Annotated in this window: 21 protein-coding genes, 1 tRNA gene and 1 pseudogene; 11 read left to right on the top strand and 12 right to left on the bottom strand. The window is 71.6% G+C overall.

Going from position 1 to position 26,257, the window contains the following annotated elements:
* Positions 1-20 precede the first annotated feature (20 nt).
* Positions 21-1,073, top strand: a complete 1,053-nt coding sequence (locus ACZ7LT_RS04660) for a 3-dehydroquinate synthase family protein (RefSeq protein WP_471234214.1) — start codon at positions 21-23, stop codon at positions 1,071-1,073.
* A gap of 73 nt (positions 1,074-1,146) precedes the next feature.
* On the opposite strand, the gene ACZ7LT_RS04655 is transcribed toward ACZ7LT_RS04660, so the two are convergent.
* Together ACZ7LT_RS04655 and ACZ7LT_RS04650 are read right to left on the bottom strand one after the other, a co-directional pair.
* Positions 1,147-2,205: an LppU/SCO3897 family protein gene (locus ACZ7LT_RS04655; RefSeq protein WP_471234211.1), complete on the bottom strand. Its 1,059-nt coding sequence runs from the start codon at positions 2,203-2,205 to the stop codon at positions 1,147-1,149.
* Positions 2,206-2,334: 129 nt separating this feature from the next.
* Positions 2,335-3,360, bottom strand: coding sequence for a tetratricopeptide repeat protein (locus ACZ7LT_RS04650; protein WP_471234208.1), 1,026 nt, complete (start codon positions 3,358-3,360; stop codon positions 2,335-2,337).
* A gap of 462 nt (positions 3,361-3,822) precedes the next feature.
* Here ACZ7LT_RS04650 and ACZ7LT_RS04645 point away from each other — a divergent pair, with 462 nt between their 5' ends.
* The 4 genes and pseudogenes from ACZ7LT_RS04645 to ACZ7LT_RS04630 form a co-directional block, all read left to right on the top strand.
* Positions 3,823-4,275, top strand: a complete 453-nt coding sequence (locus tag ACZ7LT_RS04645) for a DUF6415 family natural product biosynthesis protein (RefSeq protein WP_471234206.1) — start codon at positions 3,823-3,825, stop codon at positions 4,273-4,275.
* A complete protein-coding gene (locus ACZ7LT_RS04640) occupies positions 4,272-4,778 on the top strand; it encodes a ribose-5-phosphate isomerase (protein WP_471234202.1) in 507 nt (168 codons plus the stop codon). The genes ACZ7LT_RS04645 and ACZ7LT_RS04640 overlap by 4 nt, the downstream gene beginning before the upstream one ends.
* Complete coding sequence (locus ACZ7LT_RS04635) at positions 4,778-5,983, top strand: DegT/DnrJ/EryC1/StrS family aminotransferase (protein ID WP_471234198.1); 1,206 nt, start codon at positions 4,778-4,780, stop codon at positions 5,981-5,983. Before ACZ7LT_RS04640 ends, ACZ7LT_RS04635 begins: the two co-directional genes overlap by 1 nt.
* A 248-nt stretch (positions 5,984-6,231) precedes the next feature.
* Positions 6,232-6,894: pseudogene (locus ACZ7LT_RS04630) on the top strand (glycosyltransferase family 2 protein); the annotation flags it as partial.
* Between the two features lie 89 nt (positions 6,895-6,983).
* Here the strand turns inward: ACZ7LT_RS04630 and ACZ7LT_RS04625 are convergent.
* Genes ACZ7LT_RS04625 through ACZ7LT_RS04615 form a run of 3 tightly spaced genes read right to left on the bottom strand, consistent with a single transcriptional unit; the run spans position 6,984 to position 10,100 of the window.
* Positions 6,984-7,655 (bottom strand): HAD-IA family hydrolase, encoded by a 672-nt coding sequence (locus tag ACZ7LT_RS04625; protein ID WP_471234195.1) that lies wholly within the window; start codon positions 7,653-7,655, stop codon positions 6,984-6,986.
* 10 nt (positions 7,656-7,665) lie between these two features.
* Positions 7,666-8,940 carry a Gfo/Idh/MocA family protein gene (locus tag ACZ7LT_RS04620; RefSeq protein WP_471234191.1) on the bottom strand — a complete coding sequence of 425 codons (1,275 nt, stop codon included), beginning with the start codon at positions 8,938-8,940 and terminating at the stop codon, positions 7,666-7,668.
* On the bottom strand, positions 8,937-10,100 hold the full coding sequence (locus tag ACZ7LT_RS04615; RefSeq protein ID WP_471234188.1) for a DegT/DnrJ/EryC1/StrS family aminotransferase: 1,164 nt from the start codon (positions 10,098-10,100) through the stop codon (positions 8,937-8,939). Before ACZ7LT_RS04615 ends, ACZ7LT_RS04620 begins: the two co-directional genes overlap by 4 nt.
* 252 nt (positions 10,101-10,352) lie before the next feature.
* Here ACZ7LT_RS04615 and ACZ7LT_RS04610 point away from each other — a divergent pair, with 252 nt between their 5' ends.
* Positions 10,353-10,790: a type II 3-dehydroquinate dehydratase gene (locus ACZ7LT_RS04610; RefSeq protein WP_471234185.1), complete on the top strand. Its 438-nt coding sequence runs from the start codon at positions 10,353-10,355 to the stop codon at positions 10,788-10,790.
* 222 nt (positions 10,791-11,012) lie between these two features.
* The gene (locus tag ACZ7LT_RS04605) at positions 11,013-11,705 is read left to right on the top strand and encodes a thioesterase II family protein (protein WP_471234790.1); all 693 of its coding nucleotides are present in this window, start codon (positions 11,013-11,015) and stop codon (positions 11,703-11,705) included.
* Positions 11,706-11,832: 127 nt separating this feature from the next.
* On the opposite strand, the gene ACZ7LT_RS04600 is transcribed toward ACZ7LT_RS04605, so the two are convergent.
* Positions 11,833-12,519, bottom strand: coding sequence for a 4'-phosphopantetheinyl transferase family protein (locus ACZ7LT_RS04600; protein WP_471234182.1), 687 nt, complete (start codon positions 12,517-12,519; stop codon positions 11,833-11,835).
* Positions 12,516-12,764: a hypothetical protein gene (locus ACZ7LT_RS04595; RefSeq protein WP_471234180.1), complete on the bottom strand. Its 249-nt coding sequence runs from the start codon at positions 12,762-12,764 to the stop codon at positions 12,516-12,518. Before ACZ7LT_RS04595 ends, ACZ7LT_RS04600 begins: the two co-directional genes overlap by 4 nt.
* Positions 12,765-12,884: 120 nt before the next feature.
* Between ACZ7LT_RS04595 and ACZ7LT_RS04590 the strand changes: the two genes are divergently transcribed.
* Positions 12,885-13,778, top strand: coding sequence for an ROK family protein (locus ACZ7LT_RS04590; RefSeq protein ID WP_471234177.1), 894 nt, complete (start codon positions 12,885-12,887; stop codon positions 13,776-13,778).
* A 46-nt stretch (positions 13,779-13,824) separates the two neighbouring features.
* On the opposite strand, the gene ACZ7LT_RS04585 is transcribed toward ACZ7LT_RS04590, so the two are convergent.
* From ACZ7LT_RS04585 to ACZ7LT_RS04570, 4 genes are all read right to left on the bottom strand, one after another.
* Positions 13,825-14,859 carry an AfsR/SARP family transcriptional regulator gene (locus tag ACZ7LT_RS04585; protein ID WP_471234174.1) on the bottom strand — a complete coding sequence of 345 codons (1,035 nt, stop codon included), beginning with the start codon at positions 14,857-14,859 and terminating at the stop codon, positions 13,825-13,827.
* A gap of 372 nt (positions 14,860-15,231) precedes the next feature.
* Positions 15,232-18,030, bottom strand: coding sequence for a helix-turn-helix transcriptional regulator (locus ACZ7LT_RS04580; RefSeq protein ID WP_471234789.1), 2,799 nt, complete (start codon positions 18,028-18,030; stop codon positions 15,232-15,234).
* Between the two features lie 224 nt (positions 18,031-18,254).
* Entirely contained in the window at positions 18,255-19,334 is a 1,080-nt protein-coding gene (locus ACZ7LT_RS04575) for a magnesium and cobalt transport protein CorA (RefSeq protein ID WP_471234788.1), read from the bottom strand.
* Between the two features lie 174 nt (positions 19,335-19,508).
* Positions 19,509-20,588, bottom strand: coding sequence for a peptidoglycan recognition protein family protein (locus ACZ7LT_RS04570; RefSeq protein ID WP_471234172.1), 1,080 nt, complete (start codon positions 20,586-20,588; stop codon positions 19,509-19,511).
* 211 nt (positions 20,589-20,799) lie between these two features.
* On the opposite strand from ACZ7LT_RS04570, the gene ACZ7LT_RS04565 reads away from it, so the two are divergent.
* From ACZ7LT_RS04565 to ACZ7LT_RS04555, 3 genes are all read left to right on the top strand, one after another.
* Positions 20,800-23,460: a YfhO family protein gene (locus tag ACZ7LT_RS04565; protein ID WP_471234170.1), complete on the top strand. Its 2,661-nt coding sequence runs from the start codon at positions 20,800-20,802 to the stop codon at positions 23,458-23,460.
* An 81-nt stretch (positions 23,461-23,541) separates the two neighbouring features.
* The gene (locus tag ACZ7LT_RS04560) at positions 23,542-24,507 is read left to right on the top strand and encodes a glycosyltransferase family 2 protein (protein WP_471234168.1); all 966 of its coding nucleotides are present in this window, start codon (positions 23,542-23,544) and stop codon (positions 24,505-24,507) included.
* A 2-nt stretch (positions 24,508-24,509) separates the two neighbouring features.
* Positions 24,510-25,823, top strand: a complete 1,314-nt coding sequence (locus ACZ7LT_RS04555; protein WP_471234165.1) for a polysialyltransferase family glycosyltransferase — start codon at positions 24,510-24,512, stop codon at positions 25,821-25,823.
* Between the two features lie 80 nt (positions 25,824-25,903).
* On the opposite strand, the gene ACZ7LT_RS04550 is transcribed toward ACZ7LT_RS04555, so the two are convergent.
* Positions 25,904-25,976 (bottom strand) — tRNA-Arg (locus tag ACZ7LT_RS04550).
* Positions 25,977-26,257 lie beyond the last annotated feature (281 nt).

Below are 26,257 nucleotides of genomic sequence, written 5' to 3'. Positions count from 1 at the left end.
ACTCGCATGGGAGGACCTCCATGACCCTGACGACCACGTCGTCGGCCGCGACCGAGCGGCGCAGCGTCCCCGTGAACCTCGGAGACCGCTCGTACACCGTGCACATCGGCCCGGGCGTACGGCATCTGCTCCCCGGCATCGTGGCGGAGACCGGCGCCGACCGCGTCGTGATCGTCTCCGCCCGCCCCGACGACTGGGTGCCCGACCCCGGTGTGCCGTCCCTGCGCGTCCGCGCCAGGGACGGCGAGGTCGACAAGAACCTCGTCACCGTCGAGGAGCTCTGCCGGGCCTTCGCCGGCTTCGGGCTCACCCGCCACGACGCCGTCATCAGCTGCGGCGGCGGCACCACCACCGACACGGTCGGCCTGGCCGCGTCGCTCTTCCACCGCGGCGTCCCCGTCATCCACCTGCCGACCTCGCTGCTGGCCCAGGTCGACGCGAGCATCGGCGGGAAGACGGCGGTCAACCTGCCCGAGGGCAAGAACCTGGTCGGCGCGTATTGGCAGCCGAAGGCGGTCCTGTGCGACACCGACTTCCTCGCCACCCTGCCCGAGCGTGAACTCACCAACGGCTACGGCGAGCTGGCCCGCGCGGCCTTCATCGGCGCCGGCGACATCCGCCACCTCCCGCTCCACGAGCAGATCGCGACCAGCGTCGCGCTCAAGGCGTCCGTCGTCATGTCCGACGAACGCGACGCGGGCCCGCGCCATCTGCTCAACTACGGCCACACCCTGGGCCACGCCCTGGAGATCGCCACCGACTTCGCCCTGAAGCACGGCGAGGCGGTCGCCATCGGCACGGTCTTCGCGGGCCGCCTCGCCGGAGCGCTCGGCCGGATCGACGCCGGACGCGTCGCCACGCACCACGAGATCGTCGCCGGCTACGGCCTGCCCACCGAACTCCCCCTGGGCCCGACCCCGGACGAACTCATCGCCCTGATGCGCCTCGACAAGAAGGCCGCCCACGGCCTCGCCTTCGTCCTCGACGGCCCCCACGGCGCGGAACTGATCCAGGACGTCCCCGAGGCCCTGGTCCGCCAGACCCTGGAGGCGATGCCCCGACGCCGCTTCTGACCCGGCCGCCCCATGCGCACGAGGCCCCGGACCGCTCAGGTCCGGGGCCTCGCCGCGTCGTTCCGCTGCCCGACTACTTCTTGATCTCGTCCAGGCAGAGCACGAACTGCTTGCCCGAGCTGCGCCGGCCGCCGCGGGTCTGCTCCTGGTAGCCGATGTCCGACCGGCCCTCGCACCGGGAGGTCTCCAGCGTGTCGGGTATCACCTCGACGACCTTGTACGAGGCCTCGGCGCCACCGCACTCCACGACCTGGAGGTCAGGAGCCGCGGTGGTCCCGTTGTTCTTGAGGCAGTCCCCGACCTTCGCGTGGTCGGCGTCGTCCTGGCTCAGGAAGTAGCCGACGGCGCACATGACGAGGACGACCACGACGCCGACACCCTTGAGGATCGTCTTGACGCCCACGCCCCCGCCCCCACTGCCGGACGGCGGCACGGGACCCGGCGGCGGGACGGGACCCGACGGCGGAACGGGCCCCGACGGCGCGACCGGAGCGTACGGCGAGAGGGGAGCGGACGCCGAAGTGGACCGCTTGCCGACGAGATGGGCGAGGATCCAGGCCACTCCCGCCGCGACGACGAGGCCGAGCAGGGCGATCCACTCGGTGTCGCCCTGACTGCCCCACCAGGACTTGGCCGGAATGAGGGGGTCGATCTCCATCATGTCCCCGATGGCCGGGGCACCGTCCTGCTCGGCGATGATGAGCGGGACGGCGTTGGTGTAGCCGAAGAAGGCCCCGAGCGGAGCGATCAACGCTCCGGCGGCCCAGGCGCCGGACCTGCCACGCGCGACCAGGCCGACCACCAGGCCGACAGCCGCTCCGTTGAGGAGGCTGTGGCCCACGTAGAGGATCTGGGCCGTCTCGACCGACTGCTCCTTGTACGTGAGCACGACGAGCCCGGTGTAGAGCACGGAGACGACGACCGAGACGAGGAGCCCGAGGAAGAAGGCCCCGACGGGATGCCCGGCCCTCGGCTGCTGCCCGGCAGGCCCCTGAGGCGGCGGAAACGTTCCACCGGACGGCATCGGCGGCTGCCAGGACGGTACGGGCGGCTGCCCGGGCGGCATGGGCGGCTGCCCGGGTCCCTGGTGGTACGGGTTGTACTGCGGCGGATGGGGCTGGTGCTGACTCATGGTCCCCCGTTGAGCGAAGAAGGGCAGGGGGCGCCAACCTACCAACCATGCGCCACGGGAAGCATTTTCAGCCACAGCACGGGCCCCGGCCGCGCCCCCTGGCCGGTCTGGACGCTTCCGAAGGTGCCGTCAGTCCTCAACGGGGAGGAGGGGTTCCGCCCGCAGCCGCAGCTCCTCGACCTCCGGCAGCTGCCGGTACCGGTCCAGCCGGACGTACATGTCGTGGGCTGCCTCGTCGATCTTCACCGACCGGATTCCGTCCGCGCAGTCAAGGAAGGACGTCCATGTGGACAGGGCCGCGTCGAGGTCACCTTGCCGAAGGTGGACCTGCCCGAGATCGGCGAGGACGATGGCTCGGCTGCGGCGCCTGTCGAGGCCGTGGATGTCCAGGGACTGGCGCAGATGCTCGGTCGCCGCGTCCAGGTCACCGAGCCGGGCGAGGATCATCCCGGAGTGGTGGGCCCACCTGCCGATGCTGAAGTGCGACGCCCACGACTCGCCCGGCGGGGCGTCCGGCTTCTTCTCGATCGCCGTCCGCGATGCCTTGAGCGCCCGGGACGCGAGACGGTGGTCCCCGTCGAGGGCGGCGGCGTCCGCCAACGTCGTCTGGTAGTACGACACAGCCCGCGCGTCGTCCAAGGTCTTGGCCTCTTCGACGCACCGTTCCGACAGCCGCAGCGCCACCGCATGGAATTTGGGTCCCAGGGCGATCGCCTGGACCGCGAGGCCACGAAGGGCCGTCGCCGACAGCTCGGGGTCGCCGGCCTCGGCCGCCAGGCGGTAGGCGTGCGCGTAGTACCGCTGGGCCATGCCTTCATTGCCCTCGTCCTGGGCCATCCACCCGGCCAGGTGCACGAGCTGGGACGACGCGGCGAACAGCTCCTGGCCGGTCTTCTCCGTGTACGTGCCCTCCAGCCATGGGCCCACGTCGTCGACGAGGTAGCGCACGGCCAGATGGCGCGCGTGCCCGCCGCCGAGCTCGGCCGCGGCGTCGCCAAGGACCTTCGTCATCTGCCGGATCGCCGCGACTTCGCCGCCGCCGACCCGGACGGCACCCGCCCGGTTCGTCCGGCGGGTGATGCTCTCCGGATCCGGCAAGTTCAGAGCGCCGATGGCGTAAGCGCTCGTCGCGGCGAGGAAGTTCCGCCGAAGCACGTCGCTCCTTCCCAACTCGATGACTGACGCCACGGTATCCGCGTCCGGGCCTGCGGGACCGGCGGATTCAGCGGCCTGAACCGAGTGTGCATCGAGTTCGAGGACTTGGAGGATGAACGGCAGCCAGTACCGCGGCGTGCGTTTACCGGCCATCCACCGCCTGGCCGACTGCCGGTCGAGCCCGTTCGGGCCCCGTCCCTCGGCGATGCCTAACTCCCGGGCGAGCTTGGTCGGGCCCCACCCTTTTGCCTTGCACGCCTGCCGGATCAGCGCACCGATGTCAGGGATGTCGGACACCCCGCCCCCTTCTCCTCCACCAGGGGGACCAGGTGCCTCCCTGACGTGGCCTACACGGGCCTACGACTGGCCCACAGCCTGGCACCTCCTCACCGTCCGTATATGGCCGTTGACTCGGCACCACACCGAAGAGTCGGCGCCATCGAACGGAAAACGGTGATATCAGTGCACCCCACCGACAGCAGCCCCACCGAAAACGTGGCGGCCCCCGTAACTTCCCCGCCCCGCGAGATCGTCACCCCCGCCGTCCTTGCTGCTGACGTCCGCCTCGCGCTCGACCTGGCGCACGGCCGCCCCACCGGCGAGGCCGCCGACGCCGTACGCGCCCGGCTCCGCGACTACATCAGCGTGCTGGCCGACCCGGCCGACATGTACGCGGCCGCCCTCTCCGACACGCGCGCCCGCGACATCGCGACGGACACCGTCCGCCACGCCCGAGCGGTCGCCCAGGACCAGGCGCACGACCCGGCCGCGAACCTCCGGCTGCTGGCCCAGTCCGTCGCGCACCTGTCCCGCTACGCGTCTGCCATCCGCCAGGGAGGCCGGCTCCCTCACGCCGGAGATCACGGCCGCCACCCGACCCCCAACCACCTGCCGAACCAAGGAGAACGCGCATGAGCGCGGAACCGAACCGGCTGCGCATCGTCCTGGGCTCCGACGATGCGGGGCGCGACTACAAGGACGCGTTGGCGGGCGACCTACGGGCCAGCGAACTGGTCGCGCACGTCATGGACGTCGGCGTCGACGACCACACCCGTGCCTCCTATCCCCAGATCGCGCTCGCCGCCGCCCGCATCGTCGCCGACGGACAGGCGGACCGTGCCCTTCTGGTGTGCCACACCGGACTCGGCGTCGCCATCGCCGCCAACAAGGTCCAGGGCATCCGTGCCGTGACCGCGCACGACTCGCTGTCCGTGCGCGCCGCGGTGCTCTCCAACAACGCCCAGGTACTCGCATTCGGCCAGGGTGTCATCGGACTCGGGCTGGCCCGGCGTCTGACTGCGGAGTGGCTGGCCTACCGATTCGACGCCGACTCCTCCGCCGCCGTGCAGGTTCAGGCGATCACAGCTTTCGAGCACCGGCACTGCGAAGCTGCCCCGGCCGCGCACGGAGGACGCTGATGCCCACGAATCCGAGCACAGTGCCGAGTGCGGTCACGCATCTGCGCTGGCCCGTGGAGCCGGCCCAGGGCGGCTGGTACACCGACGCCGAGCACGATGCCGTACGGGAGGTGATGGCCGACTCCGACGACTGGCGCAGGGGCTGGAAGGCCACGCCGTACACCGACACCTTCGAGGGCGCCTTCGCCCAGTACACGGGGGCCGGCCACGCCGTGGCGTTCAACTCCGGTGGCACCGCGATGGAAATGGTTCTCCAGTACTTGCAGCTTGCGCCGGGGGACGAGGTGATCTCCTGCGCGCTCAACTTCGTAGGCCCGCACCTCGCCGTGATCGGACAGGGCGGTCGCCTGGTCCTTGCCGAGCCCGAGCCGGTGACGCTCAACCTGGACGTGACCGACACCGAGCGGGTCATCGGCCCGCGTACGCGGGCCATCCTGATCACCCACTGGAACGGGGCGGTGGCCGACCTGCGGCCCTTCCTCGACCTCGCCACGCTCAACCCGCACCCGGTCCACGGGCCGCCGGTCGTCATCGTGGACGCCGCGCGGGCCTGCGGCGGCCGCCCCCCCGGCGGGGCGAGGGTCGGCGCCGAGGGCTGGGCCACCGTCTTCAGCTTCGAGTCGAAGAAGCTCATGACCACCTTCGGGCAGGGCGGCATGGTCACTACCAACGACCCAGCCTTGGCCGAGCGGCTGCGCCGGCTGCGGACATACGGCGGCCGCGACCACTGGGGCACCAACCAACTGATGTCCAAGATCCAGGCCGCTGTCGGCCTGGTGCAGCTCGCCCGCCTGGACGAGATGAACACCGCGCGCGTCGGCCGGGCCCACCGTCGCACCAACACCCTTGTCGGCATCGACGAGCTGAGCCTTCCACCCACGCTGGAGGGCGGGCGACACCTGTACTACCGGCACAACCTCCTCGTGCCTGAGAAGTGGGCCGGCGGCGGCCGCGATGAGCTGATGAACGTCCTCGCCGCCGAACACGGCGTCGGCAGCATCGTCAGCGACCCGGTCACCTATGTGGGACATGGCCTGATCCGTCAACACACCAGCGGCCGGCCCTGCCCACGCGCCGAACGACTCGCCGCCCGGCTGCTGTGCCCGGTGCTCCACCCCCGCATGAGCCCCGGGGACGAGGCCGCGATCTGCGACGCCATCCGGCAGGCCACCGCCGACGTGGCCCGTACCCGCCCCATCGACTGAGAGGACGTTCCATATGTCCCACCTTCAGCAGGAGATCGACAGCATCCGGGCCCGTGAGATCCCGCTCGCCGACCCGTACGAGCCGAAGGATCCGGACGCGCTGCTGCGCATGGTGTTCCTCATGCCGTTCGGGCATGCCTACAGCCTCATGTGCAACGGCCCCATGTCGCTGCGAGACCTGATCAACCGCAGCGCGGACGTCCCGGCAGTCGCCGAGCGTGCCATCGAGTACGAGTGCCTTGTACGGGAACGTCGGTGCCGCGAACGTCATGGGCGACCACCTCTTCTTCTTCGACAACGATGCCTGCCTGCCGACTGCCGACGTCCTGTCCCGGCTCGCCGCCGAATTGGAGCGTGACCCGGGCCTGGCGTACGCACAGCCCCGGATCTGCGATCCCGGCACACACGTGACCCTGCGCCGCTGGGTGCCCCGGCTGCGGGCTGCCGACCCCACCCGTCCCGGCGTCGTGACCGTCATGGCGGAAGGCGTCGTCATGGTCCGCCGCTCGGCCTTCGACGCCGCCGGAGGCTGGCCCGGTCACTTCTTCCTCTTCCACGAGGGCATCGACCTCGCCTGGCGGCTCTGGGACCACGGCGGCACCGGCCGGTACCTGCCGGAGATCGTCGTGCACCATCCGGCGACCGACCCGGCCCGGCACGCGACGTTCTACCGGCTCAACGCACGTAACCGGGTCTGGCTGGCCCTCCGGAACCTGCCCCCCGCGCTGGTACCGCTCAACCTGGCCACCTGGGCCCTCCTGACCCTTTGGCGATTCCGCGACCGTGCCGCACTGCGGGCCTCTTTCGACGGCTTCAGGCAAGGCCTGCGGGGCGGCCACGGCGAACGGTCACCGATGAGCTGGGGCACTGTGGCGCGACTTGCCCGGGCCGGTCGGCCACCCGTCCTCTAGGCAAACCCGCAGCCGCCTGGAAGCACTTCGTCCCGTCGATCGAGCGATCGACGGGACGAAGCGACCCCGAATTGCCGGGGCCTTCAGCGTCAGACGGTGTCCAGGACCGGGAGGAGCGCGAGGAGGTCGGAGGGGTGGTGGAGGATCGCGTCCGGGCCCGCCGCCGCGAGTTCCGCCTCCTCCACGTCCGCCCAGACCGCCGCCACCGCAGCCACCCCGGCGCCCCGGGCGCTGGTCAGGTCGGTGACCGCGTCACCCACCATCAGGGCCTCGCCCGGCTCCACCTCCATCAGCGACAGCGCGAGCTTCACGATGTCCGGGGCCGGCTTGGGGCGTTCGACCTCGTCCGAGCCGATGACGTGGTCGAAGAAGTCACGCACCCCGAGCGAGGTGAGCAGCGACCGCGCCCGCGGCCCGCTCTTGCCGGTGGCCACGGACATCCGTATGCCCCGCTCGCGCAGCGCGCCCAGGAGCTCCACGACGCCGCCGAAGAGCGGCACCTGATGTGCCAGGCGATAGCTCTCCCGGACGAAGGGCTCCTCCATCTCCCGGGGGAGCCCCATGATCCGCATGATGTCGGGGAAATATCGGCCCTGGTGGCGGTTGTACTCCTCGAAGGGCGCCGGGCCGTCACCCACGACCTCCGCGTACGCCACCGTGAAGGCCTGACGCATCACCTCGAAGCTGTCCACGAGGACACCGTCCAGGTCGAAGACGACCGCCCGGGTCGTGCGGTTGTGCCAGTTCATGCTCTCGGTCATGGGGCTTTCCTCACCGGTGTGTCGGGGCGGGGATCGCCCGCCCGTTCGTGGGGACATCGGCGCCGTCGGTACGTACCGGAGATGCGATACGTACGGCGGCCGCCGGTTCATCGGAAGTGCCGGGCGCGGCCGGGGCGGAGACGAGCGGGTCGGGGGCCGCCGGGGCCCGCCGTCCCGCCGCCGCCCGCGCCGCCCGGGCCGTCTCGTAGATCCGCTCGATCACGGCGATCGTCCGCCGCGTCTCGCGCACCGCCAGGCCACGGCTCTCCGGCGCCGCGAGCAGCGCCGGCAGTTCGTCGAGCTGGCGCATGTACTCCGCGCCGATCGGCTCCACGGGGAACGGAACCTGCGTGACCACGCCGTCCTTGGTCACAGTCAGCTCGGCCGACTCGACCCGGTTGGGGCTGAAACCGAACGTGCACCGCAGCGTCGCCGTACCCTCGCTGCCGTCCACCCGGATGACCGTGACATCACGCGGCTCGTGCGACGCCCAGCTCGCCCGCAACCCCACCGACACCCCGCCATCGGTGACGAGGAACCCACGCGCGGTGTCCTCCACGTCGCCGCCCGCGTCGTCGTCGTCGTAGGCGTGCAGACTCTGCTCCTCGCGCCACGACGCCCGCGCCACACTGCTACGGACGAAGTCGTCGGAGACCGTGCCGAGCGCCTGGTCGAAGGTGACGTCACCACTGACGTCACCCAGCAGCGGGGTCACCGTGTCCAGCAGATGCCAGCCCAGGTCGACCAGCGCGCCACCGCCCGCGTACTGCCGCTGGGTGAACCAGCCGCCCGCGTCCGGAATGCCCCGGGCCCGGACCCAGGACAGGTCGACGTGCCGGATGTGCCCCAGGTTCGCGACGAGTTCCCGCAGCGCGAGAACATCGGCACGGTAACGCGCGGCGCTGCCCGCCAGCAGCAGGGACCCCCCGCCGGTCTCCGCTGCGGCGAGCTGCTCCGCCTCCTCGGAGTTGAGACAGACCGGCTTCTCCAGGAAGACCGGGATGCCGTTGACCAGAAGCCGGCACGCGATCGCGGCATGCAGATGGTTGGGGACCGCGACGACGGCCAGATCGGCCACGTCCGGGGTCAGTTCGTCGACGTCGGTCAGCAGCCGGGTGCCGGTACGGTCGTGCACGGCTGCCGCCAGCGCCGCCCGGTCGGGATCGACCAGCGCACTCACCGCGAAGCCGGGATGCTCCCTCAGCCGCGGCAGCCAGATCGACTTGGCCGCCCAGCCGAGGCCGACGACCGCGACCCGCACGACACCGTGCGAGCCGCCGCTCATGCCTCCGCCAGCGTGTCCGCGACGATCTCGGCGACCTGGTGGATCTGCTCCGGCGTGGCGAGCAGGGTCCGGTGGTGCAGCCAGATCGCGTCGTTGTTGATGGCCTCGGTGTTCGGGCAGCGCGCCGCCATCTGCTCCAGCGTCTCGTCCGGCGCACCGGTCTCCCAGAAGCCGTCCGAGCGGTAGATCGCGCGGAAGGCGATGAACGCCGGCAGACCCCGCTCGATCAGCTTGTCCACCAGCTCGTTGCGCTTCTCCTCGGCCATGCCCGGGATCCGGAACATCGCCATGTAGTGCGGGTGCGAGGTCACCCGCGGGTCGTGCTTCTGCGGCACCACACCCGGGATCTCGGCCAGCAGCGAGCTGAGCAGCCCCGCACGCTCCTGGCGGGTCGCCAGTTGCGAGGGGTAGCGGCCGAGCTGGGCCCGCAGCACCGACGCCGAGAACTCGTTCATGCGGAAGTTCGAACCGGACGTCTGGTGGTAGTACTTACGGTCCGTCCGCGGCCGCCCGCAGGAGTGACGCAGGAACGCCTCCTCGTACAGCTCACGGTTGGGGAACAGCACCAGACCGCCCTCACCGGCCGTCATCAGCTTGCCGTTCTGGAAGCTGAACGCGGCGACCGAACCCAGCTCGCCGTAGCTGCGGCCCTGCCACTCGCCGCCCTGGCCGTGGCACGCGTCCTGGACGATCTCGATGCCCTTGTCCGCGGCGAGCTTCGCCAGCGCGTCCATGTCCGGGAAGTGACCGGCCATGTGCACCGGCATGATCGCCTTGGTACGGGGGGTGATCGCGGCCTCGGTCGCGGCGATGTCCAGGCAGTACGTCTCCGGGTCGACGTCGACCGGCACGGCGACGGCGCCCAGCCGCTGCGCGGCCTGCGACGACGAGATGAAGGTGAACGCCGGCACGATCACCTCGGTGCCGGGGCCGACCCCGAGCACCTGCAGCGCCAGCTCCAGGGCGTGGGTGCCGTTGGTGACGGCGAGCGCGTACTCGGCGCCGTGGAACGCCGCGAACTCACGCTCGAAGGAGTCGACTTCACTCCCTCCCATCCGCCACCACTGCCCCTGCTCCAGCGCGCGGATCAGCCCGGCCCGCTCCTCGTCGCCGTACTGGGGCCACTGGGGGAGTTCGAGAGGCTGTCGGTTACCAGACATGCTCAACCAATCCTTCTTTTCGAGGAGGCCTGTGCCGGGGAATGTTCATTCGGCATAGAATTCAACCGGCTGGACGGGGTAATTCCCCACGCCGGGTTATCACGCTACCCCAGGGATCACGACGCTTCCCATCCCCTACATGCCCCCCTATTTACCCCCAGGGATTCCACCGCGTACCCCCTTGCATTTCTCACGCAAGAAAAGGGGTGCTAGAAATCGAGAGGCAAACTCCCGATGCAGAGAGGTGGGAACGTGCCCGCGATACTCATGGTCAACGGCCCGAACCTGGGCATCCTCGGCCGACGCGAGCCCGAGGTCTACGGAACGGCCACGCTGTTCGACATCGAGCAGGCCATCGAGAAAGAACTCGCCGAACGCGGCTGGGACCTGGTGTCCGTGCAGCGTGAATCCGAGGGCGAACTCATCAAGTCCATTCAGGAGCACTACTACACCGTCGGCGCCATCGTGAACCCCGGCGCCCTCATGATCAACGGCTGGGGCCTGCGGGACGCGCTCGCCAGCTACCCCCGCCCCTGGATCGAGGTCCATCTCTCGAACGTCTGGGCGCGCGAGCAGTTCCGGCACGAGTCGGTCCTCGCCCCGCTCGCCAACGGCGTGATCGTCGGCATGGGCGCCCTCGGCTACCCGCTCGCCGCGCGCGCCCTGCTCAACATGACCCCGGCCGCGTGACCCGCGCGTGACCGGCAGCAACGCCCACCGGGGGCCGGCCCCGCGCACCGGCCCCGGCCCCCGGCCCCCGGCACACCACCGGTCCGGCCACACGGCCGGACCGCCTTCGTGAGGTGAACCCCCTTGTCTCCCGTGTCTCCCGCAGCACCCGCAGCACCTGCAACGGTCGCCACATCTACGGACGCCTGGATCCGGCGCTACCACCCGGCGCCGGACGCCGGCATCCGGCTCGTGACCCTGCCGCACGCCGGCGGATCCGCCCCCTGGTTCCGGCCGTTCTCCGCCGCGCTCTCCCCGGAGATCGAGGTCCTGTCGGTGCAGTACCCCGGCCGCCAGGACCGCTTCCGCGAGGAGCCCGTCACCGACATCGCCACCCTCGCCGACCACATCACCGAGGCCCTCGCCCCCTGGACGGACGGGCCGCTCGCCCTCTTCGGCCACAGCATGGGCGCCACCGTCGGCTTCGAGGTCGTCCAGCGGCTGGAGCGCCTCGGCACCCCGCCGGTCGCCTTCTTCGCCTCCGGCCGCCCCGCCCCCGGCCTGGACCGCAAGCACCTGATCCACCGCCTCGACGACGCCGGCCTCCTCGCCGAACTGCGCACCCTCAGCGGTACAGACCCGCGCGTCTTCGAGGACGAGGAGCTCCTCCAGCTGATGATCCCGGTCGTCCGCGGCGACTACCGCGCCGTGGAGACCTACCGCTGCGCGCCCGGCGCGAGCATCGACTGCCCGGTCACCGTCCTCGTCGGGGACAGCGACCCCCGGGTCTCCCCGGACGACGCGGCGGCCTGGGACCAGCACACCAGCCGGCCCATCGACTTCCATGTCTTCCCCGGCGGCCACTTCTACCTCGCCGACCACCAGGAGGCGATCACCGCCCTGGTACGCGATGCCCTCGCCCCGTACACCCACTGACCCGCCGGGCACCGGACGCCGAACGGCCCGCCGGACCGCCCAGTACGACTCAGCCGACCGCCGGACCGGCCTGTACGACTCGGCCGCCCGTTACGACTCGGCCGCCCGCAGCACCGTCCGGCGCGGCTCAGTCGTCCGGCGCGGCCAGGGCGATCGCCGACACCAGCAGACCCCCGTCCGCCGCCCAACGCCCCTCGAAACGGGTGACCTTCCCCCCGCCCAGCGGCAGACCGGGCACCAGCAGCCGCGCCGAGAACGTCCCCGCCCTGCCGTCGGCCGGGTCGAAGGCGATCTCGGCGTCCGGGAAGTCCAGCTCCCGCCGTGCCAGCGGGAACCACGTCTTGTACACCGCCTCCTTGGCGCTGAACAGCAGCCGGTCCCACGCCACCGCGGGCCGCGCCGCAGCCAGCGCCGCCACATGCCGCAGCTCGGCAGGCCGGGCCACACTCCCCAGCACCCCGTCCGGCAGGGGCAGATCCGGCTCGGCGTCGATCCCGATCCCCGCCAGATCCGTACGCCGCGCCAGCGCCGCCGCCCGGTAGCCGGTGGTGTGCGTCATGCTGCCGACCACACCCTCCGGCCAGACCACGGCATTGCGGTACCCCGGCAGCAGTGGTACGGGCGGCAGCCCCAGCTCGGCGAGCGCGCGCCGCGCACACGCCCGTACGACCGCGAACTCCCGCTGCCGGGCGGGCACCGCGTCCGCGACGACCGCCCACTCCCGCGCGTACAACTCCTCGGCGGGCACGAGCCCGGGATCGTCGCCGAAGGCCTCGGCCCAGGCGACGGACTCCGGCAGCAGCGACCCGATCACGGCGTACCGGCCCCGCCGTCCGCCAGGACCGGCGGCACACCGGCCGCGGCCGCGATCACCGCCTCGACCGACTGGAGCACGACCGCCCGCAGCGCCTCCAGCGGCGCCGGGGCGGGAGCGGACCCGGCCGTCGCGGCCGGGTCGCCGAGCCCGCCCGCGAAAACGCGCAGAGCCGCCTCGCAGGAATACCCTGAATCCGCCGTGCCCGATTCCGCCCCCGCCATTCGAAATTCTTCGGTGAACATGTTCCCTCCCGCTTCCGCCCATCTCGTACGAGTACCTGGTCAGAAGCTAGTGCGGACCATGTGTGAACGGTCCCCTATTCACCCCCCAACGGCGCCCTGAACACAGTCGGAGGAGAATCCATGAGCCATCTCGGAATTGACGTCGGCGGCACCAAGGTCGCGTTCCGTACGGAGAATTCCGCCGGAATCGGTGAAGAGACGGAGTCGTCGTTCCGCTGGCCCAGGACCCGTTGCGTACGCGACGATCTCGCCGCGCTCGCCGAGCACACCCAGGCCCTGCGCTCACGCCTGGCCCGTCCGGTCGAAGCGGTCGGCGTGGCGATGCCCGCCACCCTCGCCCCCGACGGGCGGGTGCTGACCTGGCCGGGCCGGCCGTTCTGGCAAGGAGTCGACCTACGGGCCGAGTTGGCGGCGCTGCTGCCGGGCGCCGAGGTCCGCTGCGCCGACGACGGCGACCTCGCGGCGCTCGCCGAGGCGGACGCGGCCGACTGCGGTGACCTGGTCTACCTGGGCGTCGGCACCGGCATCGGCGGCGGCATCGTCCTCGACGGCCACCTCGTCCCCGGCGCGCACCGCGGCTCGTGCGAGGTGGGCCACATGGTCGTGGACCGGCGCGCGGGCGACCTGTGCGACTGCGGGCGGCGCGGCTGCGTCCAGTCGGTGGCTTCGGGCCCCGCGACCCTGCGCCGGGCAGCCGAACTGCGCGGGGAAACGGTCGAGTTCACGGCCCTGCGGGACGCCTTCGCCGCGGGGGAGCGCTGGGCCGTCGACGCCGTGGGCGAGAGCTGCGCCGCGCTGGCCGCGGCGGCCGTGAGCCTGGCGGAACTGGTCCACCCCCAACGGATCGTCGTTGGGGGCGGCTTCGCCGCGGGCGTCCCCGGCTTCGTCGAAACGGTCGCCCAGGAGGTCACCCGCCTCGCCCGCCCGGCCTGGACCCCGCCCCCGGTCCACCCGGCCCGGCTCGCCGGCCTCTCCTCCCTGCGCGGCGCACTCCTGCTCGCCCGCACGCCGTGAGCGACGCGAGGGACCTGAGCGACCTGGGCGACGCGAGCGGCGCGCTTCACCACAGCGACGCCCACAGCGGGTCCGCGCCCCGCCAGCGGTGGGCCATGGCCAGCTCCTCACCACGGGCTCGCGCGGCCGTACGGGCGTGCGGACTCACCGCGCCACCGGGGGAGGAGAAGACGTCGCCGCGCGACCGCGGCCCGGCGGGGACCGCCGCCACCGCCGCGACCGGAGCAGGCGCCGGAGCCGGCCCGGGCACGGGAGAAAGGACAGGCGCCGGAGCCAGGACAGGCGCCGGGGCCAGGACCGGGGCGGCGTGCGGGCGGCCCGGAACGGCGAGCGACTCGTCATGCTGGAGGATCTTCATCTCCAGGGACTGAAGCTCCCGCCCGGGGTCGAGCCCGAAGGTCTCCACGAGCGCCATCCGGGTCCGCTGGTACGCGGCGAGCGCCTCACGCTGCCGGTGGCAGCGGTACAGCGCCAGCATCAGCTGACCGCACAGCCGCTCCCGCGCCGGCTCCGCCTCCGTCATCGCCTCCAGCTCCCGCACGATCTCGAAATGCCGGCCGAGCGCCAGGCCCGCCTCCGCGCTGTCCTCGAACGCCGCCAGCCGCTCGTTCTCAAGCAGAGCGGTCTGCGGCCAGTCGATCCCGGTCTCGGTGAGGTCCGAGAGCGCCGGACCGCGCCACTGCGCCAGCGCCTCGCCGAGCGTGGCCGCCGCGCGCTCGGCGCGCCCCTGGGACAGCTCCGCGCGGCCCCGCTCGGCCAGAGCGCGGAAACGGTGCACGTCGACCGCGTCCGGGTCGACCCGCAGCAGATAGCCCGGCGAGCAGGTGACGAGCTCGACCTGCCCCTCGCCGTCGCCCTCGGCGAGGGTGCGGCGCAGCCGCGAGACCGCGTTCTGGACCATCTTGCGGGCCGTGGGCGGCGCGTCATGGCCCCACACGGCGCGCACCAGCGCGCTGGTGGCGACGACCTTGTTGCAGTGCAGCAGCAGATAGCCGAGCGCCGCGCGCTGGACGAGTCCGCCCAGCGCCAAGGGCTGACCGCCGCTGATGACTTCGACCGGACCGAGGATTCCGAACTTCACCGTGACCACCGTCTCTGGCTGGGCTGGCTGGGCTGGCAGGACAACAGCAACTGCATACCCATAGGAAACCAACCGCCCGGTCTTTTTGTCAATGTGTCAGAGGTGATTGAGCTCCGATTTCGCAATCGATCTGACCAAGTAGGCCTTGCCTTCCGAGCTGTCCGTCCTCCCGTTCAGGCCCCTCCATCCTCCGTGCTGGAAGGTGAACTGCCTGGTAGAGGAGGGGTTACGCGGGGCCGGTCGACCCCAGGAGGCCGACTGCACACCTGCCGTACCCCCTCCCGCCCCACCCAGGAAACGTACCAACTGCACGGTCTGATATCGACGCTGGACGGGCGCAAGATGATCACCTCAACCGCGGACGACGCCCCCTCACGCGGCCCGTCCACTGCCCGCCTCCGTACCCAGACCCGCCGGCAGCTCCCTCCGGTGCTTGATGCCGAGCTTCCGGTACGTACGCGTCAGATGCTGCTCCACCGTGCTCGGCGTCACGTACAACTTCGTCGCGATCTCCCGGTTCGTGTACCCACGCACCGCCAACGCCGCCACCCGGCGCTCCGACTCCGTCAGCACCGAACCATCCGCCGACTCCTTCACCCCGGCGTCACCACCCAACTCCTCCGGCGCCGACATCAACTCCGCCGCCAGCGGCCCCGCCTCACACAGCCGCGCCATGTGCCGCGCCCGCCGGAACAACATCCGCGCCCGACGACTGTCCCGCACCGCGTAATGCGCATGACTCAAATCCGCCAGCACCCGAGCCTGCTCATAGCGATCCCCGCACTCCTCGAACAGATCCAGCGCCTCCGCCAGCAACTGCGGCCGCCGCTTCACCGGCCCCGACGCCGCCATCAACCGCAGCGCAAGACCCCGCACATACGGCCCCGCCGCCTCCGGCCGGCCCAACTGCTCGTACGCCAGCTTCTTCGCCTGATCCGCGTTCCCCAGCCGCAGCCACGCCTCCGCCGCCCCGATCCGCCACGCCGGCAGCCCCGGCACATCCAGACCCCACGCACGCATCCGCTCACCACACGCCAGGAAATCCGCCAGCGCCGCATGGCAGTGGTTCGTCGCCAGCTGATACTGACCCCGCGCATGCAGATACGTCAGACCGTGCCGCGTCTCGAACATCGCCTCCGGCACCGACTGCGTCAGCCGACGCGCCACCTCCGCGTGATCACCCGTCCGCGTCGCCGCCACGATCAACGTACCCAGCGGCAACCCCACCGCCGTACCCCACGCCTTCGCCGGCAACACCGTCAACGCCAACCGCGCCTGCGCCAGAGCCGTCGTCAACTCACCCGTCCGCAGCGCCGCCTCCGCCCGCGCCGCCGCCAGGAACGCCCGCAGCGTCGCCGGCAGCTGATGCACATCCTTCGACGTCAACCGCTCACACCAAGCCAGCGCATCCGCCGGACGACCCGCCGCCGTCAAAACCGACAACGCCGTCAACGCCGCCTCGTCCGACCACTCGTCACCCCGCGCCCGGTCCAGATCGGCCAGCAGCCACTCCGCACGCTCCGCCGCCTCATGCGCCCGCCCCCGCGTCAACGCGTCCGCCAACAGCCCCGTCGCCCGCAGCAACGGCCCCGTACGCGCCGGGAAACCCGCCCCCGCCAAGGCACCCTCCGCCACCGGCGCCGCCTGCGGACGGCTCTCCAGCGCCAGCGACGGATGCGTCCACGCCACCCAGTGCTCGAAGTCCGGCAGCTCCGTGGAACCACCCGCCACCGGCACCCGGCCACTGGCCCGCAGCCGCTGCAACAACCGCGCCGCCTCCTCCGTCCGGCCGTGCCACAACAGCCGCCGCACCAACGACACCCGCTCCTGCTGCCCCAGCCGACCCGCCGCAGCCGCCGCCGTCAACGTCCCCAGATGACGACCCGCCGCCGCCGGATTCGCCAGCCACTCCACATGCAGCAGCCGCGCCAACACCGCCGTACGCCCCGACTCGTCCTCGCAGAAACGATGCGCCAGCTCCAGGCACCCCAGAGCCACACCCCGCCGGTCCGCCAGCAGAGCCCGCTCCGCCGCCTCCCGCAACGCCTCCACCGCCCACACACCCGGCGCCGACTGCGCCTCCACCAGATGCCCCGCGACCCGCTGCACCGGCGCCCCATGCCCATGCAGCATCCGCGCCGCGGCCAACTGCAACGCATCCCGCTCCGTACGCGACAACGCCTCCAGCACCGCCAGCCGCGCCACCTCCGAACGGAACCAGCCACCCTCCAGCAGCCCCGCCCCGTTCATCGCGGCACGCACCGCCGCCACCTCCACCGCCGGCACCCCCGACAGCTCCGCCAGCTCGGCCTCGTCGACCGCGCCCCCCTCCGAGCCACCACCCAGCACCGCCAGCGCACGCACCACCGCCAGCGCCCTCGCATCCCCACGGTCCAGATGACCCACGAACGCAAGCCCGTACCCCTGCGGCCGGATCCCCCCACACTCCAGATGATCCGCCACCAGCGCCGACAACAGCAGCGCATTGCCACCCGACACCGCATGGAACTCCGGCGCCAGCGCCGCCGCCCGCTCCTCCCCGAGCCGCCCCGCCAGCAACTCCCGTACACCCTCCATCGACAGCGGCTCCACCCGCAGCCGGTGGCAGTACGGGCGACGCTGCAACTCCGCCCGGAACAGCGGCAGCTCCGGACGCGTGCTGGTGTCGTCGGCGAGCACCAGCACGACCGGCACCGGCCCGATCCGCCGCACCAGATGCAGCAGACAGTGCAGCGTCGCCGCATCCGCGTGATGGATGTCATCCACCGCGATCAACAGCGGCTCCGCCGCCGCCAGTTCCAACAGCACCCGGCACAGCCGGTCCAGCACCCGCACCAGACCCGGCCCCGGCACATCCCCCGCACCCTCACCGGCCGCGAGCGCCCCAGCCCCCTCCTCCAGCCAGGCCTCCGCCTCCCGAGCCACCTCAGACGGCAGCGAAGCCCCATGGAACAGCTGACTCAGGACCCCGAACCCCAGGGCACGTTCCGCCCGCGCACCGACCGCCCGCAGCACCCGCACACCAGCCGTCTCCGCCTGTGCGATCGCATAGTGCAGCAGCTCCGTCTTCCCGTTCGGCCCCGGACCGTCCAGAGCCACGGCACTTCCCTTACGCGCCACACAATCCGCCAACAGACGGTCGAGCAATTCCGTATGACCGGTCCGCTCCACGAGTCCCACAATTCCCCCCTGGCTCGCCTGGTTCCGCGCCTCGCACGGAAATCGGTTCGAGATCACGGGAAATGAGACTAGGGATGGCTGGTAATCACACCAGCCCTGCGATGCCACCCCTCAGTAATCGCCCATCCTCCCCCCAGGTGGGGCAGGGGTAGGGGGGTGCGCCACCACCTCACACCACGGCACCGGCCAGACCTCCGAACGCGCCAACGACTGGCTCAGAGCCATCCGTTGCGCCGGAACATCCGATGCACCACCAAACACACCACCAGCGTCGACCCCACCACCAGCGGATACCCGAACGTCCAGCGCAGCTCCGGCATGTAGTCGAAGTTCATCCCGTACACCCCACACACCATCGTCGGCACGGCGACGATCGCCGCCCACGCCGTGATCTTGCGCATGTCCTCGTTCTGCGCCACCGTCACCTGCGCCAGATGCGCCTGCAGGATCGAGTCGAGCAGCGCGTCGAACGCCGTGATCTGCTCGCTCACCCGCGACAGGTGATCCGCCACGTCCCGGAAGTACGGCTGCATGTCCGGGCCCACCAGCCCCGTCCCCGACGCCAGCGTCTGCAACGGCCGGTCCAGCGGAGCCACCGCCCGCCGCAGCTCCAGCAACTCCCGCTTCAGCTGATAGACCCGCCCCGCGTCACCCCGGCTCGCATGCTCACTGAACACCGCGGTCTCCACCGCGTCCAGATCGTCCTGCACGGCATCGGCCACCGCCAGATAATCGTCCACCACGTGATCCACTATCGCGTGCAGTACCGCCGCCGGCCCCTTGGCCAACTGCTCCGGCACCGCCTCCAGCGCCTCCCGCAACGGCCCCAGCGAACCATGCCGCCCATGCCGCACCGTGATCACGAAATCCGGCCCGGTGAACACCATCAGCTCCCCGGTCTCCACCACCTCACTCGTCGCGGTGAGCTCCTCGTGCTCCACGTACCGGACCGTCTTGAACACCGCGAACAGCGTCTCGTCGTACCGCACCACCTTCGGCCGCTGATGCGCCTGCACGGCGTCCTCCACCGCGACCGGATGCAGCCCGAACAGCTCGGCCAGCCCCGCGAACTCCTGCGCCGACGGCTCGTGCAACCCGATCCAGACGAACCCGCCGTCCGACTTACGCGCCTTGCGCACCGCCTCCTCCGCGCCGCAGGACCCGGTCAGCCGCAGACCGTCGTCGTACACCACGCAGTTGACCACCGAGCTGCCCAGCGGAGAGCGGGCGGGGTGACTCAGGTCGACGGTGCGGCGGTAGGCGCGACGCACGACACGCCGGAGGTTACGGATCATCGGCACGACGGGCTCCTCGGGGCGGCGGATGGCAGGTGACGGATGGCAGATGACGGCTGACAGATGACAGCTGACAGAAGTCAGATGTCGGCTGTCGGATGTCCGTCGACGGATGACCGCCGACGGACGAACGGGCGGTCAGTGTGCCATCGTCCTCGCCGCGGGACATCCGCGTCACTCCAGCAGCCGCCCCCACGTCCGCGCATCGGCCACCCCGTCCGCGGGCAGCTGCCGCGCCGACTGGAAGCCCGTGACCGAGGTCTCCGTGGCCGGGCCGAAGACGCCGTCGACCGCCGTCGGGACACCGCCCGTGGCCAGCAGGGTCTGGAGGGCCGACACGGCCACGCCCATGTCGCCGAGGCGTACGGGCACCACGAGCTGGTGCCAGACCTGGTTCCCCGCGATCCCGTCCTTGGTCGCGTGGTTCACCGTCTGGACCTCTCGTACGGCCGCTTCCGTGGCCGCGCCGAACGTACCGTCGACCGTGACCGGCTGCCCGTACCGCACCAGCAGATGCTGCAACGCCACGACCTGCCGCCCGGAGTCGCCGCTACGGACGATCGGCCACACCGGCGCCGTCGGGTCGCCGCCGAGCCGCGCCGCCACCTCCCTGCGCAGCTGGGGCAGCATGGCGTAGAGCCGGTCGCCGGGGCAGTCGGTGGCGTTGAAGTCGCGGTGCCCGTAGATCTGGTAGGCGCGCAGGCCGTACTGCCGGCAGATGTGCGTACAGAGTTCGAGCAGCGCGGCGTACTGTGCGCCGGGCTGGTCGACCCGCATGTACGTGCCCTCGTTCTCGATGCCGACGGCGACCTGGTTCTGGCCGTACGCGTGCGCCGACTCGACCTGGCGGGTGCCGCCCTGGAGCGCGGCGAGGCTTTCGTGGCGGCCTTCGAGGATGTACGCGCCCCGGCTGATGGTGAAGTGCTGCCCGGTGTCGATCCAGCCGCGCACGTCCATCTGGTCGTTCTGCATGATGTGCGCCAGGTCGATCGCCGCCGCTCGCGAGAGATCGGTGGTGTTCGGGGTGGAGGTGTGATGAACGATGATCTTGTGCGGGGCGGTGGCGAGGAGACGGACGGGGCTGCGCGACGGGCGTGCCCCCCACCCGGCGCAGCCGAGGATGTCCGGCCCGGCGTCGGCCCGGGCGGAGCCCGCCGCCCCGAGGGGGAGCAACCCGGCGGCGCCCACGGCGAACGCGCCGGTGAGGAGCGAGCGGCGGCTCGGCCGGAAACGGAACACATCTGACGAAGTCATGAGAAGTCCTCGCAGTCCCTGACGTAGCGGTCCATGACGGCACGTGAGGGACCAGTAGTACGTGGGGCGGCGGCCAACCCCCAGCCTTTCGCGCCCGTGTCGCGCCGCCGGGGCGCAGCCCGCCGGGGCTCGCCCGCGTCACCCGGAATTCACCCCGGGTGCGCCCGGTCTCCGTCCCGTGATCGGACGCGGGTCGTGTGCCTGGAGTGGCATGGCCTCCGTGCTCCTTACCACCGAGGCCGTGCCGGCCGAGGACGAGCGCGCGCCGCACCACCGGCCGCGCCCGCGCCGCCCCCGGCTGAGGGCGGCGGTCGGCGCCGCCGTGCTGTCCTGTGTCGTCTTCTGCCTCGGCGGAGTCCTGGCCGGCAGCCATCCCTTCGGGCCGACGACCCGCAACATCGTCGATCTCGGCAACCAGTACCTGCCGTACCACGCCTACTGGCGCGACCTGCTGCTCGGCCGGGCTGACGGCGATCTGTTCCTGAACTGGACGACCGGCTACGGCTCGAACTTCCTCGGCGACGTCGGCACGTATCTGAGCAGCCCCTTCGACCTGCTGGTGGTGGCCTTCCCAGCGGACCGCCTGGAACTGGCCCTGTACGTCATCACCGCCGCCAAGGTGACGGCGGCCGGCGCGGCGATGGCCACGGCCCTGCTGACCCTGCGCCGGGGCCCCTGGCCGGTGGCGGCGGTGCTCGGCGCGGCGTACGCCCTGTCGGGCTGGACGTTCAACTACGGCGCGTACGTCCCGATGTGGCTGGACGGCCTGGTCGCCTTCCCCCTCCTCTGCCTGGTCGCCGAATGGTCCCGCACCGGCCGCCGCCCGGTCCTCGGCCCGCTGGTGGTGGCGCTGGCGTGGATCGCGAACTTCTACACGGCGTACATGGCGACGATCGGGGCGGCGATCGTCCTGGCGGTGCGCCTGCTGACGACGGAGGAAGGCGAGACCCGACCCCGCCCGTACGGCGCGGCTGGGCCCCGCCCCCGCCCCCGCCCCGGCAAGGCCGCCGGGCTGATGCGGGCCGTACGGACCGTGGGCATCGGGATCGGGCTCGCCGCGCCCGTGTTCGTCGTCGTGCACGCAGCGACCCGCGTCGCGGATCCGACGCCCGCGGTGACGTTCGCCGCCGTCGAGTGGACGGAGGTGTTCGCGCGGCTGCTGCCGGGGACGGCGAGCGTGGCGTCGCCCGCGCTGCACATCGGCACCCTCGCCCTGCTGCTCGCCCTGACGCTGCCCTTCAACCGCGCGCTCACGCCCCGCACCCGGCTCGTGTGGACGGCCGCGATCTGCCTGGTCGCGCTCTCCACCCAGTGGGAACCGGCCCACCTCCTGTGGCACGCCGGCGCCTCCCCCAACGGCATCCCCTACCGCCAGGCGTTCGTACTCTGCGGGCTGCTCCTGATCGCGGCCTGGCTGTCCACGGCCGAGGGGCTGCCCCGTCCGCCCGCGCTGCTCGCGGCGGGCGGGCTCCTCGCCGTGATGGCGTTCTCGGCGCGCGGGAGCACGGTCGTCGACCGGTGGAGCTACCCGGTGCTGGGCGCGGCCCTGGCGGTCGGCGCCGTCGCCGCCACCGCGGTCGTAGGGGGCAGGCGGTACGCACCCGACTCCCGGGTCCTCCCGGTCGTGGCGGTCGTGCTGCTCGTCGCCGCGCAGGTGGCGGAGGGCGCCCTCGGCGGGTCACGCATCGAGCGGCGGCAGCTGGCGCAGGTGTCCTGGGCGCCCCCGCTGGGGCCCTGGCACGAGGACATGGCGCGGGCGACCGCCCGAGAGGACGCCTGGCCGCGCCACCGCACGGATCCGGGCGGGGCCGACGGCGGCGTACCGGGCGGCAACGACTCGATGATCGCCGGCGGACAGGGCGCCGATTACTACAGCAGCCTCACCGCGGAGATCTACTCCGGCACGCTCTCCTCGCTGGGTTTCGGCCACTACGCCAAGGGACGGCATGTGGTCAGCCTCGACAACCCCGTGACAGACGCGATCTTCTCGGTCGGTACGCGGATGCGGGCCACGCCCTCGGCGCCGGTACGGCTGGACGCCCCACCACGGGCCGCGATCACCGCCACCCACCGCCCGGTGCCGCCCCTGGTGACCGTCCGCCCGGCCCTGCGCCTGCCCGACACGGGCAGCAAGGGGGCCCGCTTCGGGGACAACGCCTTCGTCAACCAGGAGCTGCTCCTCGGCGCGCGGGTGTACGAGGTGCCGACACCGGGTCCGACACCGGGTCCGACACCGGGGCCGACAGGGCCGCGGACGCTGACCGCGGCCTGCCCCGCCGGCGCCGAGGTCTACTTCTGGGCGCCCGGCTACAAGGGCACCGCCACGCTGGCCGACGCCCGCCCGGTGGCCTTCGCGGGCAAGCTCCCGGCCGTACGGGCCCCGATGCGGCGGCTCGGCACGGTCCCGGCGTCCGGCGAGGTACGGATCGCCCTGCACTCCCCGGATGCCCGCCCGGCCCTGCCCCGCCGCCCGGTCGGCTGCCTCGTCCCGGAGCGACTGGACGCGGCCGTACGGCAGTTGACGGCGTTCGGCGCGACGAGGGTGGAGGCCTCCGGCCACACCCTCTCCGCGACACTTCCGGCGGGCAGCACCGGAACCGCAGTCGTCGCCGTCCCCCGGATCTCCGGCTGGACCTGCTCCGCGGGCGATCAGGCCCCCGCGCCCGCCCGGCGCCACCTCGGTCTGCTGGCCGTACCGCTGGACGGCACGGCGACCACGATCAGCTGCTCATTCCGGCCGCCGGGGCTGCGGCTCGGTGCCGGGATCGGCGGCGTCGCGCTGGCCGCCCTGCTCGCCCTCGCCTGGCACCACCGACCGCGTCCGGCGAACACCGCGGTGCCTCCCGAAAACGGGCGGAAAGAATTCACCTGACGTGCAAACGCGTATCGTCCGCCCGTTTATCGGCGCCGGTACCGTGCCCTCCGTACTGGCGTTCAAGTGTTTGGATTCCGTGTGCCGAAATTGTCCGTCGTCGTACCGCTCCACAATGTCGGCGCGTACGCTCCCGACACCCTGCGCAGTCTCGCCAACAACGCGGATCCGGAGTTCGAATTCCTTCTGGTCGACGACTGTTCGACCGACGCCACGCCGGACGTCCTCGACCACTGGAAGGACCGGATTCCGGGCGCCCGGGTGATCCGGCACGCGACGAACCAGGGCGTGGCCCAGGCGCGTAACACCGGGATCGACGCGGCGAGCGGGGAGTACGTGACGTTCCTGGACGGCGACGACTGGTACGCGCCCGGTCACCTGCGCGCGCTGGTGCGCGGCATCGAGGCGCTGGGCTGCGACTTCGCCCGTACCGACCATGTTCAGTCGAACGGCACGTCCCGCTCGATCCGTTACGCCCCGGCCAAGCGGCGCGACACGGTGATGGACCCCCGGGACGGAATCGCCCCGGCGCACATGGTGACGATGGTGGACTATCCCTTCGTCCCGTTCGGGATCTACAGCGCGCGGCTGTTCGCCGACGGCGCCTCACGGTTCGAGACGAAACTGCGCACGGCCGAAGACCGGCTCTGGCTCTGGCGGTTGCATCTGAAAGCCTCGTCGTACGCGGCGCTCGCGCTGCACGGCGTGTTCTACCGGCGCGGGGTCACCACCTCGCTGACCCAGATCTCCGACAATCGCCAGCTGGACTTCATTCCGTCGTACGACCTTTTGCTGCGAGAGGTGGCCGAGGACGCCGAGGCGGACCGTTTTCTGCCGAAGGCGGTACGGACGTACTGCGCCATGATCGCTTTCCATATGAACAAGGCGGACCAGTACGAGCCGGCCGTGGCGAAGCGGCTGCGGCGCGATGTGGGCGACGCGCTGCGGCGGATGCCGCAGCAGGTCCTCGACGAGACGCTGGCGACGATGGACACCGCCCGCAGCACGCTGCTCCGGCGGCTGCGCGAGACGCGAAAGGCCGCCTGAGTATGCATGCTCGTGTGCAGATCTTCCAGGTCTCGACGCTGTACGGGGCGGCGACGGTGGCGGCGGCCCTGGACGCCGGTCAGTTCGGCGCGTCCGACGACGCCCGGCGCCTGCTGCTCCTGTCGCACAACGCCGAGATCCCGGAGACGGCGCTGCGGCTTGAGGAGATGACCGGCTACGACCGGATCGCCGCCCGGTTCGACGAGGTCGTCGACTGGAACGACGTCATCCGCCCCCACCACCCCGGCACATGGGCGCCGCGCCCGGAGGAAGTACCGGTGTGGCAGCGGATGTTCCGCTCGGCGTGGGGGATCGGCGCCGCCCCGGTCGAGCTGGTCGTCGAGTCCATCCAGGTCAACCCCGCCAAGGCGCTTGCCGCGATCTTCGCCGAGAGCGTGCTCGACGTGTACGCCGACGGCCTCATGAGCTACGGCCCGACCCGCGGCGAACTGCCCCAGACGATCGGCTGCCGGGTGCGTCGGCTGCTCCATCTCGACCTGGTGCCGGGCCTGCGGCCGCTGCTGCTGTCCGAGTACGGGGTGGAGCCGGAGCTCGTACCGGACGACGCGTTCCGCGCGTTGCTGTCCGAGATCGCCGAATCGGCGGCCACGGACCCGGTGTTGACGGCAGCGGCCGAGGCCGCCCCGAGCGCGCTGCTGCTCGGCCAGTACCTCGCCGCGCTGGGCATCCTCACCCCCGACGAGGAGGAGGCCCTGCACGTCCGCATGCTCCGCGGCGCGGCGGCGGCCGGCCACCGCTCGATCGTCTTCAAACCGCACCCGACGGCCCCGGCCCGCTACTCGACGGCGCTGCACGAGGAGGCGACGGCGGCCGGCGTGGAGCTGACGGTCCTGGACGGCCCGCTGCTCGCGGAGACCTTCTACGAGCGCTGCCGCCCGCGGCTGGTGGTGGGCTGCTTCTCCACGGCGATGCTCACGGCGGCCGTCCTCTACGGCATCCCCATCGCGCGCGTGGGCACGGATCTGGTCCTGGACCGGCTCACCCCGTACGAGAACAGCAACCGCATGCCGCTGACGATCGTGGACCACCTCGTCCCGGCCCTCGAAGGCCCCGCCACCCCGACGGTCCCCGGCGCCGCCCCGCCCACACTGCCGCCTCTGGTTCGCGCGGTCGGCTTCTGCATGCAGCCCAAGATCCACCCGTCATTGCGCCCGGAGACGGAGTCCCTACTGACGACGTTCCCGCCGAACCCCCGCTACTTCCCCTCCCCCCGCCTCCACAATCTCTCCCTCCCGGGCGCCCTCCCCGCACCCTCCCGCCTCCGCCGCCCCCTACTCCGCTCCCGCCGCGCCTGAGCCCCTGCCGCTTTCACCGACGGGCGGAAAAGGCCCTGACCAGCAAAAAGACCCTCCCGAAAGGGAGGGTCTCGCTTGTGCGCCCCCGGCAGGACTCGAACCTGCGGCCAAGCGCTTAGAAGGCGCCTGCTCTATCCACTGAGCTACGGGGGCCGGATCGCGGCCGTGGTGGCCTGGAGCCCCGTTGGGTGGTCCGTGACCTTGCCGGGACAAGGATAGGGCTCCGATCACCTCGGCCCGGCTGCTTCACCTGCGTGGCACGATGTGGAGGTTCGGTGAAGCGGAACGATAATCGCAGGCAGGTGCGATTCCCGCAGTGTTTTTCACGCCTCACGGCTCGGGTGTTGTGTACTCGTTATGCCTGAGGCCCACTCGTCCCTGATATCCCAAGTGTCCGATCGGCGCGCAGGGAAGGCTATACGCTTCAAAAAGGC

This window comes from Streptomyces sp. NPDC039465 (assembly GCF_055639315.1).
The sequence above is the reverse complement of the archived record's forward strand: the minus strand, read 5'-3'. Positions and strand labels throughout refer to the sequence as shown.

Bases quoted from the DNA above. Each gene is read 5' to 3' on its own strand.
- ACZ7LT_RS04660 (WP_471234214.1), top strand. From the start codon at position 21: ATGACCCTGACGACCACGTCGTCGGCCGCGACCGAGCGGCGCAGCGTC.
- ACZ7LT_RS04655 (WP_471234211.1), bottom strand. From the start codon at position 2,205: ATGAGTCAGCACCAGCCCCATCCGCCGCAGTACAACCCGTACCACCAG.
- ACZ7LT_RS04640 (WP_471234202.1), top strand. From the start codon at position 4,272: ATGAGCGCGGAACCGAACCGGCTGCGCATCGTCCTGGGCTCCGACGAT.
- ACZ7LT_RS04635 (WP_471234198.1), top strand. From the start codon at position 4,778: ATGCCCACGAATCCGAGCACAGTGCCGAGTGCGGTCACGCATCTGCGC.
- ACZ7LT_RS04625 (WP_471234195.1), bottom strand. From the start codon at position 7,655: ATGACCGAGAGCATGAACTGGCACAACCGCACGACCCGGGCGGTCGTC.
- ACZ7LT_RS04620 (WP_471234191.1), bottom strand. From the start codon at position 8,940: ATGAGCGGCGGCTCGCACGGTGTCGTGCGGGTCGCGGTCGTCGGCCTC.
- ACZ7LT_RS04615 (WP_471234188.1), bottom strand. From the start codon at position 10,100: ATGTCTGGTAACCGACAGCCTCTCGAACTCCCCCAGTGGCCCCAGTAC.
- ACZ7LT_RS04595 (WP_471234180.1), bottom strand. From the start codon at position 12,764: ATGTTCACCGAAGAATTTCGAATGGCGGGGGCGGAATCGGGCACGGCG.
- ACZ7LT_RS04590 (WP_471234177.1), top strand. From the start codon at position 12,885: ATGAGCCATCTCGGAATTGACGTCGGCGGCACCAAGGTCGCGTTCCGT.
- ACZ7LT_RS04575 (WP_471234788.1), bottom strand. From the start codon at position 19,334: ATGATCCGTAACCTCCGGCGTGTCGTGCGTCGCGCCTACCGCCGCACC.
- ACZ7LT_RS04570 (WP_471234172.1), bottom strand. From the start codon at position 20,588: ATGACTTCGTCAGATGTGTTCCGTTTCCGGCCGAGCCGCCGCTCGCTC.
- ACZ7LT_RS04565 (WP_471234170.1), top strand. From the start codon at position 20,800: ATGGCCTCCGTGCTCCTTACCACCGAGGCCGTGCCGGCCGAGGACGAG.
- ACZ7LT_RS04555 (WP_471234165.1), top strand. From the start codon at position 24,510: ATGCATGCTCGTGTGCAGATCTTCCAGGTCTCGACGCTGTACGGGGCG.